This is a genomic window from Mycobacteriales bacterium (assembly GCA_035533475.1).
Taxonomy (GTDB): Bacteria; Actinomycetota; Actinomycetes; order DATLTS01; family DATLTS01; genus DATLTS01.
In genome coordinates this window covers 1-11,676 of sequence record DATLTS010000068.1, presented here as the reverse complement: position 1 = coordinate 11,676, position 11,676 = coordinate 1, and the positions used below count along the sequence as shown (strand labels likewise).

General features: G+C 68.7%; 12 protein-coding genes and 1 tRNA gene. 3 read left to right on the top strand and 10 right to left on the bottom strand.

Annotated elements, in window-relative coordinates:
• Positions 1-462: 462 nt before the first annotated feature.
• The 7 genes from thrB to VNG13_16050 are packed head-to-tail and all read right to left on the bottom strand — an operon-like array spanning position 463 to position 7,768.
• Positions 463-1,350, bottom strand: coding sequence for a homoserine kinase (gene thrB / locus VNG13_16080; GenBank protein HVA62036.1), 888 nt, complete (start codon positions 1,348-1,350; stop codon positions 463-465).
• 45 nt (positions 1,351-1,395) lie between these two features.
• Entirely contained in the window at positions 1,396-2,463 is a 1,068-nt protein-coding gene (gene thrC, locus VNG13_16075; protein ID HVA62035.1) for a threonine synthase, read from the bottom strand.
• The gene (locus VNG13_16070; GenBank protein HVA62034.1) at positions 2,460-3,758 is read right to left on the bottom strand and encodes a homoserine dehydrogenase; all 1,299 of its coding nucleotides are present in this window, start codon (positions 3,756-3,758) and stop codon (positions 2,460-2,462) included. The genes thrC and VNG13_16070 overlap by 4 nt, the downstream gene beginning before the upstream one ends.
• Positions 3,755-5,059, bottom strand: a complete 1,305-nt coding sequence (gene lysA, locus VNG13_16065) for a diaminopimelate decarboxylase (protein ID HVA62033.1) — start codon at positions 5,057-5,059, stop codon at positions 3,755-3,757. The genes VNG13_16070 and lysA overlap by 4 nt, the downstream gene beginning before the upstream one ends.
• A complete protein-coding gene (gene argS / locus VNG13_16060) occupies positions 5,056-6,717 on the bottom strand; it encodes an arginine--tRNA ligase (protein ID HVA62032.1) in 1,662 nt (553 codons plus the stop codon). Before argS ends, lysA begins: the two co-directional genes overlap by 4 nt.
• Before the next feature lie 50 nt (positions 6,718-6,767).
• Positions 6,768-7,370, bottom strand: coding sequence for a hypothetical protein (locus VNG13_16055; GenBank protein ID HVA62031.1), 603 nt, complete (start codon positions 7,368-7,370; stop codon positions 6,768-6,770).
• The gene (locus VNG13_16050; protein ID HVA62030.1) at positions 7,370-7,768 is read right to left on the bottom strand and encodes a response regulator; all 399 of its coding nucleotides are present in this window, start codon (positions 7,766-7,768) and stop codon (positions 7,370-7,372) included. The genes VNG13_16055 and VNG13_16050 overlap by 1 nt, the downstream gene beginning before the upstream one ends.
• A 53-nt stretch (positions 7,769-7,821) precedes the next feature.
• Between VNG13_16050 and VNG13_16045 the strand changes: the two genes are divergently transcribed.
• The 3 genes from VNG13_16045 to VNG13_16035 all read left to right on the top strand — a co-directional run bounded on the left by VNG13_16045 (position 7,822) and on the right by VNG13_16035 (position 8,950).
• A tRNA-Arg gene (locus VNG13_16045) sits at positions 7,822-7,893 on the top strand.
• Between the two features lie 307 nt (positions 7,894-8,200).
• A complete protein-coding gene (locus VNG13_16040) occupies positions 8,201-8,404 on the top strand; it encodes a hypothetical protein (protein HVA62029.1) in 204 nt (67 codons plus the stop codon).
• Positions 8,405-8,611: 207 nt separating this feature from the next.
• Positions 8,612-8,950: a hypothetical protein gene (locus tag VNG13_16035; GenBank protein ID HVA62028.1), complete on the top strand. Its 339-nt coding sequence runs from the start codon at positions 8,612-8,614 to the stop codon at positions 8,948-8,950.
• Between the two features lie 516 nt (positions 8,951-9,466).
• Here VNG13_16035 and VNG13_16030 read toward each other — a convergent pair.
• From VNG13_16030 to VNG13_16020, 3 genes are read right to left on the bottom strand one after another with little or no spacing between them, the layout of a single operon-like run.
• Positions 9,467-9,691: a hypothetical protein gene (locus VNG13_16030; protein ID HVA62027.1), complete on the bottom strand. Its 225-nt coding sequence runs from the start codon at positions 9,689-9,691 to the stop codon at positions 9,467-9,469.
• On the bottom strand, positions 9,688-10,524 hold the full coding sequence (locus VNG13_16025; GenBank protein ID HVA62026.1) for a DNA methyltransferase: 837 nt from the start codon (positions 10,522-10,524) through the stop codon (positions 9,688-9,690). Before VNG13_16025 ends, VNG13_16030 begins: the two co-directional genes overlap by 4 nt.
• Positions 10,521-11,405, bottom strand: coding sequence for a DNA methyltransferase (locus tag VNG13_16020; protein HVA62025.1), 885 nt, complete (start codon positions 11,403-11,405; stop codon positions 10,521-10,523). Before VNG13_16020 ends, VNG13_16025 begins: the two co-directional genes overlap by 4 nt.
• Positions 11,406-11,676 lie beyond the last annotated feature (271 nt).

Sequence of the window (11,676 nt, the reverse complement as noted above, 5' to 3'; positions counted from 1 at the left end):
TCGGCGAGGGCGGCCGATAGCCGCGCCCGTCTCCCCGGCCGTATCGGCGGGATTCGAAGGGAGCACTTCGGTGGTGTCGCTCAATTGGGGTCCTTCCTTGCGACGGCCGGTCCGCGTGATGGCGGACCCAGCCACAGAGGAGCGACCGGCGTTGATCGCCGGGTCTCCCGCCGCGGTTGACGGCGAGAGTCCATGGGGCACGTCGCCCGACGGTGGCGCTACCTGGCGGCGGCGCTCGACCGGCTGGTCTCGGGGGGCGGCACACCCGACCCGCCGGTCCGGGCGGTGGCGTCAGACGCCGCGCCGACCGGAAGCAGGAGACCACGTGCCGAGCGTTCGCGGGGAACTTTGCGGCGACGGGGTGGTGTACACGCGCCCACGGAGGGGCGGTCATGCTGGGTTTACGGTAGCTGTCCTACCCGTGCAATGGCAACAACACCCCCCGGCCGGTCGCTATTCCGGTCAACCGTCGACCGCGTCGACGGCCAGCACCCGGGCCCCGTGATCCGCGACGCCGAGCTGCAACGGCGTGAACCAGCGGCCGGAGAAAGCGATCGCATCAGCCGCATTCTCGGCGGTCGTGAGGGCGAGCACGGTCGGCCCGGCCCCGGAGATGACGGCCGGAATCGCAGCCTGGCGCAGCTTGTGGACGAGCGCGGCAGATCGCGGCATGGCCGCCGCCCGGTACGGCTGGTGCAGGCGATCCTCGGTGGCGTCGAGCAGCAGGTCCGGCCGGTTTCCGAGCGCCTCGACGAGCAGCGCCGCTCGTCCAGCGCCAAACGCGGCATCGGCATGGGGCACCGTGTCCGGCAACATCCGGCGGGCCTTAGCGGTGGACCCGTGCGTCGTCGGGACGAAGAGGACCGGGGTCAGGCTGGGGTGCACGGGCAGCGCGACCCGTCGCGGCGGCGAACCGGGGATGGCCCAGGCCAGGCTGAGGCCGCCGCCCAAGCAGGCGCCCACATTGTCCGGATGCCCTTCGATCTGGGCAGCGAGCCGGAACGCCGCAAGGTCGTCGAGGCGCTCCAGGCCGCCGAGCACCAGTGCTCGAGCGGCCACGATCCCGGCCACGATCGCCGCCGCCGATGAGCCGAGGCCCCGCGACTGCGGGATCCGGTTCGCGCAGATCACGTCCAGACCGCGGGGCTGGCCTCCGAGTGCCGCAAAAGCTGCGCGCATCGACTTGACCACCAGGTGCCGATTGGTCCGCGGAAGAGACTCGGCGCCCTCCCCCGCCACGTCGACCCGGAGCCCGGACTCCGTCACTTGTACGACGACGTCGTCATACAAGGTGAGCGCCAGCCCCAGAGCGTCGAAGCCCGGACCGAGATTGGCACTGGTCGCGGGCACCCGGACGCGGACCGGTGCGGCTCGAAAGGCGGGTGCCGGCACGGACTAGAGCCCCAACGCGGCAGCGGCTGCCGCGGCGTCGATCGGTATCGTCACGGGCACCGGAGCTCCCGCGATCGCCCACTCCGGGTCCTTGAGTCCGTGTCCGGTGAGCGTGCAGACCACCCGAACGCCGGACGGCAGACTCCCCTGCGCCCGAGCCTGGAGCATGCCCGCGACGCTGGCCGCACTGGCCGGTTCGACAAAGACCCCCACCTCGCGGGCCAGCAGACGGTAGGCCTCGAGGATGGCCCGGTCCGTGACCGCCTCGATCGCCCCGCCGGACTCGTCGCGGGCGGCCAGGGCGGCGGCCCACGACGCGGGATTGCCGATCCGGATCGCCGTGGCAATGGTCGTCGGACGCGCCACGGCCGCGCCGGCCACGATGGGCGCGGCACCGGCGGCCTGGAATCCGCGCATGACCGGACGGCGGGAGGCGATGCCGGCATCCGCGTACTCCCGGTAGCCCAGCCAGTACGCCGTGATGTTGCCGGCATTGCCCACCGGAAGACAGTGCACGTCCGGTGCGTCACCGAGGGCGTCGACGATCTCGAACGCGGCCGTCTTCTGGCCCTCGATCCGGTACCGGTTCACCGAGTTGACCAGGCTGACCGGATAGCGATCGGCCAGATCGCGCGCGAGCCGCAAGCAGTCGTCGAAACTGCCCTCCACCTGGAGCAGCCTGGCCCCATGGACCAACGCCTGCGCCAGTTTGCCCATCGCGATCTTTCCGGACGGGACGAGCACGGCACAGACCATCCCGCCGCGCACGGCGTAGGCCGCCGCGGAGGCGGACGTGTTCCCGGTCGAGGCGCAGATCACCGCCTTCGAGCCATCCTCGGCTGCCTTACTGATCGCCAAGGTCATTCCGCGGTCCTTGAACGACCCCGTCGGGTTCGCCCCTTCGACCTTCAGGTACACCTCGCACCCGGTGCGCGCGGAGAGGGTCGGCGCCTCGATCAGGGGGGTGCCACCCTCGAGCAGGCTGATCACCGGGGTCGCGTCCGTCACCGGGAGCCGCTCGCGGAACTCGGCGATCACCCCGCGCCAGGGGCTCGTCCGCGTCGTGGTCACGCGACAACCTCGCCCTCGACTCGCATGACGGACGCCACTGCCCGCACGACGTCGAGGCCGCGGAGTTCCTCGATCGTCTCAGCCAGGGCTGCGTCCGTCGCCGTATGCGTGACGAGGACGAGTTGAGCGTCATCGCCACGGCCTTGCTGTCGCAACTCCTGGATGGACACATCGTGGCGTGCGAAGGCGGTCGCAACGCTCGCCAGCACCCCGGCTTTATCCGCAACGTCGAGGCTTACGTGGTAACGGGTACGGGTCTGCCCCATCGGACGTACCCCCAAGTCGGCGTAAGCCGATTCTCCCGCGCCACGGGCTCCCGTGAGGCGGTTTCGAGACACCGCAACGACATCGCCGAGCACGGCACTCGCCGTCGGCGCGCCCCCGGCGCCCCGGCCGTAGAACATCAACTGTCCGGCGGCGTCGGCCTCGACGAACACCGCGTTGAACGCATCCCGCACACCGCCAAGCGGATGGCTGCGCGGCAGCATCGCCGGATGTACCCGCACCCCGATGCTCCGACCGTCTTCACCGCGCTCGGCGATGGCCAGCAGTTTCACGACACAGCCCATCGCACGGGCGCTCGCGACGTCAGCGGCGGTGACCTCACTGATCCCCTCGCGGTGCACGTCTGCGGATGTCACTCTGGTGTGAAAGGCCAGGCCGGCCAGGATGGCAATCTTGGCGGCGGCGTCGAAGCCCTCGATGTCGGCGCTCGGATCATGCTCTGCGTAGCCGAGAGCCATCGCTTCTTCGAGCGCCTCCGCGAAGCCGGTACCGGTTTCGTCCATCCGGCTCAGGATGTAGTTCGTCGTGCCGTTGACGATCCCCATTACCCGGGTGACCCGGTCGCCGGCCAGGCTCTCTCGCAGGGGCCGGATCAGCGGTATCGCGCCGGCCACACTGGCCTCGCAGTAGAGGTCGACTCCGCCCCGGCGGGCAGCCTCGTAGAGGGTGGCACCGTCCTCGGCCAGCAGCGCCTTGTTCGCGGTCACGACCGATCGTCCCAACCGCAGGGCGCTGAGCAGGAGTGACCGCGCGGGCTCGATGCCACCGATAACCTCGACGACGACATCCAGATCGGACCGCTCCACCAGCGCCTGGGCGTCGGCCGTGTACAGAGCGGGATCCACGGGTAGATCCCGGGGACGGCCGGGCCGGCGAACGCCGATGCCGACGAGCTCTAGCGGCGCGCCGACCCGAGCTGCGAGATCGTCCCGATGCTTGTCGAGCAGCCGCACCACTTCGCTGCCCACCACCCCACAGCCGAGCAGTGCGATCCGCAGCGGGGCGGTCATCCGGCATCCAGCCTGAGCAGATCGGACTCCTCCTCGCGGCGGATGAAGATCCGGCTCTCCCCGTCGCGGACAGCGATGACGGGCGGCCGCGGCACATGGTTGTAGTTCGAGGCCATCGATCGCTGGTAGGCGCCACTCGCCGGAATGGCGAGCAGGTCGCCGGGCGCCAGATCGGCCGGCAGCGCAACATGCGACACGAGGACGTCACCGGACTCGCAGTGCTTACCGGCGACGGTGACGGTCTTCGGGTCGGCGGCGGAGACCCGCGAGGCGAGGACGGCCGTGTAGTGCGCGCCGTAGAGGGCCGTCCGGATGTTGTCGCTCATCCCGCCGTCGACGCTGACGTAGGTACGCAATCCGGGCAGATCTTTGACGGTGCCCACCTCGTACACCGCCACCGTGGTGGGCCCGACAATGGCCCGGCCCGGCTCGACCGCAATTCGCGGCGTCGCCATCCCGGCCGCAGCGCACTCTTTGGCGACGATGGCGCGCAGCCGTTCAGCCAATTCGGCTACCGGAAGCGGGCCGTCCTCGGAGGTGTAGGCAATGCCGAGGCCACCGCCGAGGTTCAGCTCGGTCAGCTCGATCCCCTGCTCGGTGGCTATTTCGGCGACCAATCCGACGAGCCGATGGGCGGCGATCGCAAACCCCTGGGTATCGAAGATCTGCGAGCCGATGTGCGCGTGCAACCCGGCCAGTTCGAGACTGGGCAGTCCGGCAACCCGACGGGCCGCTTCAGCGGCGGCTCCCGAGGCGAGCGAAAACCCGAACTTCTGATCTTCCTGACCGGTGGCGACGTATTCGTGAGTGTGCGCCTCCACCCCAGGGGTGACCCGGATTAGCACCCGCTGGCGAATACCCGCCAGCTCAGCCAAATGGGCCAACCTGACGATCTCTTCGAATGAGTCGAGCACGACTCGGCCGATGCCGAGCGCCACCGCCCGCTCGAGTTCGCGCACCGACTTGTTATTGCCGTGGAACACCATGCGCTCGGGAGGGAAACCGGCCCGCTCGGCGACCGCGATCTCCCCGCCGGTGCACACGTCCAAGCCGAGTCCCTCCTCGGCGATCAACCGCACGAGGGCGACACAGAGGAATGCCTTCCCGGCGTAGAACACGTCGCCGTCGACGAACGCCTCGCGCCAGACTCGGCAGCGCGTTCGCAGGTCCTCCTCGTCGAGCAGGTACAGCGGGGTGCCGAACTCCGCCGCAAGATCGCGAACGTCGAGACCGCCGAGCTGGAGCGCTCCGTCGACCCGGCGCGCGGTCACCGGCCACACTTCGGAATCCAGATCCGTCACATCCGCTCCGGGGCGCTGACGCCGAGCAGGCCGAGGCCGTTGGCGATGACGATCCGGGTAGCCTCGCAGAGCGCTAGCCGCGCGCCGGTCAGCCCCGTGACCTCCTCGTCGCCCAACGGGAGGACCCGACAGCTGTCGTAGAAGCGGTGGTAGGTCTTGGCAAGCGACTCGAGGTAGCGCGCAACCGTGTGCGGTTCGCGCAACTCGGCCGCCGACCTGACCACACGGGGGAACTCGCCAAGCGCACCGAGTAGGTCACCTTCGCGTGGTTGGGTCAATAGCCCTGGGTCGAACCCGTCGGGGCCAGACCGTGCGATCCCCAGCTCCGCCGCGTTGCGCATCACGGAGCAGATGCGGGCGTGCGCGTACTGGACGCTGAAAACCGGATTGTCGGCGGCCTGCCTGGTGATGAGGTCCAGGTCGAGATCTAGCGCCGAATCGGTCGACGACCGGGCCAGGCTGTAGCGGGCGGCATCCACGCCGACCAGCTCGACGAGGTCCTCGAGCGTCACAACGTTGCCGGCTCGCTTGCTCATCCGGACCGTCTCGCCACCCCGAACCAGATTGACCAGCTGCCCGATCAGGATCTCGAGATGCTCGTCGGGATCTTCGCCATAGCAACCGACGACCGCCCGCATGCGCCCGATGTAGCCGTGATGGTCAGCACCCAGCATCATCACTATCCGGTCGAAGCCGCGCTCCCGCTTGTCCAGGTAGTAGGCGGCGTCCGAGGCGAAGTAGGTTGGCTCACCCGAGCTGCGGATGAGCACGCGGTCCTTGTCATCGCCGAAGTCCGTCGTACGCAGCCAGACCGCTCCCTCCTCCTCGTAGACGTGACCATGCGTGCGCAGCCGCTCTACGGCCCGGTCGATGGCACCGGACTCATGGAGACTCCGCTCCAGGAAGTAGACGTCGAAGCGCACACCGAAGTCGGCCAACGAGCGGCGGATCTGCTCGAGCATGATCCGGACCCCGTCTTCTCGGAGAACTCCGAGAATCTCCTCAGGCGGCCGGTCGAGTAACCCCGGATGGTCCGCCAGGACCCGGTCGGCGATCTCGGCTATGTACTCACCCGCGTAGCCATCTGCCGGGATCGGCTCGTTCCTAGCCGCAGCCGCCAGGCTCGCCGCGAAATGGTCGATCTGGGTGCCAGCGTCGTTGAAGTAATACTCGCGGGCTACCTCGGCTCCGCATGCCTCGAGCAGCCGAGCCAGGGCATCTCCGACGGCTGCCCAGCGCACGGCGCCGATGTGCACCGGACCGGTGGGGTTCGCGCTGACGAACTCCAGGTTGAGCCGCTGGCCGAGCGACGCTGCGGAGCAGCCATATCGGGAGCCTTCGCGCAAGACCGTGCCGGCGATCTCCCCGAGGGCGCTCTCATCCAGGGTGAGGTTGAGGAAGCCGGGGCCGGCAACATCCACCCGGGCGATCCCCGGGGCGCTTCGCAGGCGCATGGCCAGCAACTCACCGACCTGCCGCGCAGGCAGGCCGGCCGGCCGGGATAGGGCGAGCGCGATGCTCGTCGCATAATCCCCGTGCTCATTGCTCTTCGGCCGCTCGACCCGGACCTGATGGGGAACGACCACGGTCAATTCACCGTCCCGCACCGCGGATGCAACAGCGGCAAGGACCGCGTCGGCAACTTCGGCGGGGGTCACGGCCGCGAGGTTATCGCAGCACCACCAGCCTTATCGGTCGTCGAGAGCCGTCAGGAGCCCGGGGGGAAGCTGTAACTGGACGGGACGGGCCGAACCGCAATGATCGGCCCGAAGATGAGCGCGATCTCTTCGTGGGGGGTGATGGTGATGCCGGCCGGGTCCTGGGCGTACCGCCGCCCATCGACGTAGGCCTGAAGTGTTCCATCCAAGCCGGTGCAGGCGGCACCCAGGCAGCTCCCGTCGAGCCGGACATCCCATTCGGTGAAAAACTCGCCCAGAGTGAAGGTCGACGGCTGGTCGGTCTCGACGTGCAGCACACCGGTCGTGTCAAAGGTATGCAGTGGGGATAGGTGCTCCCCGGACAAGTCGATGCCGATGTAGGCGGGGATAGCCACGGGCTGGTCGTTGATGACGATGTCTAGGTGCGCCGTGAATCGGATGACGCTGCCCTCGAACGCCGAGGCGGGGAGCCCAGCGGCCCGGATGAAGTTCGCGGTGTTGTCGGGGGCTGCCCAGGGCGGCGGGATCTCCCGGCCGGGCGCCGAGCGTGAGACCTGGTCTGCCACGTGGACGTCGCCCGGCCCGCTGTGTCCCCCGCAGCCGGCTCCGAGGAGTATGGCGCCCATGGCCAGCAGGCCGATCCTCTTGCGCATCAGCCGTCGGTCGCACCGGCACGCTCGGCCGGGTCAGCGGCGAGTCGCCGGACGGTGTCGATCAATACGTCCGGGTCGAACGGCTTGGTGAGGTAGGCATCGACACCGATTTCCGACCCTCGACGCAGGTCGCGCTCCTGGGCCTTGGCGGACAGGAGAAGGATCTTGATCCCCCGCGTCTCGGGGTCGGCGCGCAGCCGCTCCGCGGTCTGGTAGCCGTCTAGTCGCGGCATCATCACGTCGAGCGTGATCACGTCCGGAGCCAGCTCTTTAACCCGGTCGAGGCAGTCCTGGCCGTCGACTGCTGTCACAACCTCAAAACCCTCCAGCTCGAGGTTGACACATACGAGTTGTCGGATGACCGCGTCGTCGTCGACGACGAGCACCCGGGTTCGCATGACGACGACCCTAATGGGCCAGATCGCGGCTGGTACCCTCGGTTCCCTCCCCGGCCCCCGTAGCTCAGGGGATAGAGCACCGCCCTCCGGAGGCGGTGGCGCAGGTTCGAATCCTGCCGGGGGCACCGACCCTGACGGGGGTCGAACCATTGCGTCGCTGGTAGGTTCGGCAAGTCCGGCCGGGTGTTGGCCGGTCAGTTGGACGCGGAAGTAGGGACGGACCGCGTTACGGCTCTCGACCTGGATGTCGGCCACGAGTGCTTGCAGGAGTCCTTTTTGCGCGTCGGGGACTCCGTGGGTGATGGTGTGCTCGACGCGGTGGCGGAGGGCCTGGAGGTCGGCTTCGGTCACGGTGGGTTGCTGGTCGGCGTCGAGTTCGGCGGCTAGGACTGCGCGGCGGGAATGCAGGGTGGCGATCTTGTCTCCGAGTGTTTGGACTCGCTGGCCGCAGGTGTTTTCGGACATGGTGCCGGCTTCGAAGGCGAGGAAGTAGCGCTCGATGGCTTCTTCGGCCTTGCTGAGTTCCTTTTCTACGAGGTCGAGTTCGTCTTGCCGTTGGCGTCGCTGCTGACCGGACCGGGCGTGCCCGGCATTCAGGGCGACGTTGAGGAGGTCGTGTCGCCGGTAGGTGTGTAGGAGCGCGGCGAGGACCGCGGTTTCGAGTTGGTCGGCGGGCAGCCGGTCGGCCGGGCAGGTCGTCGTGCCGTAGCGATGGCGTGAGAAGCAGGTGTAGTAGCGGTAGCGGTATCGGTTGCCGTGCGCGGCGGTGCCGACGAACTTCTTCCCGCAGTGGGTGCAGGTGAGCAGCCCGGCGAGCAGGTAGTCACTGGCATTGGATGCCCGGTGGGCGTGATCTTCGCCGCGCTGGGTGAGGATCTGCTGGGCGAGCTGGAATGTCTCGACATCGACGAGCGGCTGGTGGGGCGCGAGATGGTAGGTGTCGCGGAAGAAGATCTCACCGAGGTACGCGCGGTTGCGCAAGACGGTGAGGACGGCCATGTGGTTCCAGGGTTTACCGGATTTGGTTCGGTGGCCGTGGGTGTTGAGCCAGGTGGCAATGCTTTTTGCGCCGTGCCGCTGGCGTGCGTAGTGGTCGAAGATGATCTCGATGAGGGGCGCCTCATCCGGGTTGGCCACGAGGTGACCGGTGGCTGGGTTGACGAGGTAGCCGTGTGGGCGTGACCCGCCGCACCACTCGCCGCGGGCGGCCTTGCGTTCCATGCCAGCAATGACCCTGTCGATGATGGTGGCACGTTCGAACTCGGCGAACACGCCGAGCATCTGCACCATCATCCGTCCGGCGGGGGTGGCGGTGTCAAACGGCTCGGTCGCGGATCGGAACGCCACACCCGCGGCGTCGAGCTGTTCGAGCAGGGTCGCAAGGCCACGGACCGAGCGGGCGAACCGGTCGACCCGGTACACCAGTAGCAGGTCGTAGCGGTGCGCTCGCGCTTCGGCTAGCGCCCGCTGCAGCCCGGGACGTTCGGTGCTGGCACCCGAGGCCTGGTCGGTGAACTGACGGACCAGCTGCCAGTCCTCTTGGCTGTCCACGTAGGAACGCAGCCGAGTGGCTTGCGCGTCCAGCGAGTAGGGCTGCCGGGTTTCATCGGTTGAAATCCTCGTATAGGTGGCGATCCTCACGTCCAGCTCCTGCCTATCGACGGTGACGTCCCAGGAGGGCTCTGCAATCGCGGAGAGTCAACTGTCTTCGAGCAGCTGATTGTCTTCACCGATCATCGCCGGCCGGTCGCCGCGGAACAGCGGTGCCAACAGTTCAGCGAGTGCGATCAGCGCCCGGCGCGCATGTTCGGCGTCGAGCGGGACTTCGACAGGGGTGAGCAAGGTGACGGTGTCTTGGGCGTAGCTGCGCCGGTAGGCGCAAGTGCTGGCACGCGTCGGCTTGTCGTGCGGCGCAGTACTCACGCGCGCCGGAAAACGAGCAGGTCCTCGTGGGCGATGACCGAGCGTGGGATGCCGCGGGTTCGGGCGCGCCGTACTTGGTCGAGGGCGAAAAACGACACCCGTGGCACCAGCCGGTCCTCACGCAGGCCGCAGAGCAGGACGGCGTTGCGTTCGAATAGCACGAGCCCGGCTTGTTCACCGGTCCGGGCCAGCTGCCCGGGGAGGTCGATGAGTTCCCCGTTGTGCCACCAGGGTCGGACGGTCATCGCGACGATCCCGCCGGGACGCAGGACCCGGGCGGCCGCGGTGAGTACTTCGCGCATGGCCGCCAGTAGCCGGTCCAGCCCGACGTGGGCAAGGTTCGCCGGATCGCTGGAGTACCGGTCGTGGCTCTTGGTGATGCCGCCGCCGGGCCGGGCGGTGACTTGGCCGTGTACCGACGGCCCGTACGGCGGTGAGGTGAGCACGAGTGCGACCAGGCCGTGCACGGCGGGATCGAGCAGCCCGGTCAAATGCCGGGCATCACCGGTGAGGACTTCGCCGTGACCGGGCGCGCCCTGCTGCCGGGCGAGGGTGAGGTTGGCGGTGGCGAGTTGCGCCCAGGTGGGTTCGTATTCGACGCCGATCGCGTCCCGGCCGAGGTGGATGGCTTCGACCAGGGTGGTGCCGATGCCGCACATCGTATCGACGACCAGGTCCCCGGGCCGGGTGTAGGCGGTGATCGCGGTACGGGCGATCGCGGGCAGCATTTTGCCGGGATGCGCCACGGTGGCCGGCAGGTAGCGGCCGGCACGTTGGACCCGGGCGGTCTGCTGGGCGGTCGGCCACACCGACAGCGGCAACGGGGCGCTCATCGGCCCGACCGCCCGAAGATGCAGAGGTCTTCGTGGGTGACCAGGTGCGCGGGGTCGCCGCGGTCGTGGGCATGGCGGAGTTGGGTGAGTTGCCAAAACGACGGCCGGGCGTGCAGGCCGCTGTCGCGGACCGCGGCGTGCAATGCGATGACGTGTTGCAGGTAGCCGAAGCCGGCCGCCCGGGCGAGGGTGACGGTGGTGCCGGCGAGGTCGAAGCAGCGTCCTTGCCGCCGGGTGTTTTTGGTGACGGTGACGAGTAGTCCGCCGGGGCGCAGCATGGCGTGACAGCCGGCGTAAATGGCGGCCATCGCGCTCGGGTAGGCCGGTCCGCGGGCGTGTCCGACATTCGTCTTGCCGGTGGAGTAGTTCAAGCTGTCCGGCGGGCAGAGCCGCTGGCCGGCGAGCCAGCCGGGTTTGTCGATCACACCGGCGTCGCAGCCATAGGGCGGGGACACCACGATCAGGTCAACGCTTCCGGTGGCGGTGCCCGGGCCGAGCAGGTCGGGTAGCCGGGTGGCGTCACCGACCCGAATGTCGGCGAGGCGGCGTTGCCGCCGGTCCAGGATGTGGTCGAGGTTGGCGCGGGCGATGTCGGCCCAGCGGGGTTCCAGTTCGATTCCGATGGCCCGCCGGTCGAGCAGGGCGGCTTCGACCAGGGTGGTGCCGATGCCGGCCATCGGGTCGGCGACGAGCTGACCGGGGGTGGAGTATTCGGTGATGATCCGGGCGGCCAAGGCCGGCAGCATCTTGCCTGGATGTGCGGTGCTGGCGGGCAGGTAGCGGCCGGCCCGCTGGTATTGGGCGGAGGTTTGCGCGACCGGCCAGACGGCCAGCGGCACATCGGCGGGGTGGGACGGGTGTTGGGTGGGGTGTGGGGCCATGGGCTGATGCCCGCGGCGGGGATTGTGCGCCAATTAGAACCGGCAAGCGGGCCCGTTTCGGCGACAAATCCGGGGGTGGCCTTGAGGTCCCGGCCGGGTCGAGGTAGGACCTGGCAGGACCATCCGGCACCGGGCCTGTCAAGTTCTCTGTGTGTGACGGTGCTTGATGGATGGGGCTGAATAGCTCCTGGACGAGCACTGGCTCGTCGCAGTTGGGGCAATGGCCGCCGTCTCCCAGCCGGCGGCTGAACAGGTTGCAGTCCGGGCAGCG

Coding starts and splice junctions, on each gene's coding strand:
- VNG13_16070 (HVA62034.1), bottom strand. CDS start 3,758: ATGACCGCCCCGCTGCGGATCGCACTGCTCGGCTGTGGGGTGGTGGGC.
- VNG13_16055 (HVA62031.1), bottom strand. CDS start 7,370: ATGCGCAAGAGGATCGGCCTGCTGGCCATGGGCGCCATACTCCTCGGA.
- VNG13_16050 (HVA62030.1), bottom strand. CDS start 7,768: ATGCGAACCCGGGTGCTCGTCGTCGACGACGACGCGGTCATCCGACAA.
- VNG13_16025 (HVA62026.1), bottom strand. CDS start 10,524: ATGAGCGCCCCGTTGCCGCTGTCGGTGTGGCCGACCGCCCAGCAGACC.
- VNG13_16020 (HVA62025.1), bottom strand. CDS start 11,405: ATGGCCCCACACCCCACCCAACACCCGTCCCACCCCGCCGATGTGCCG.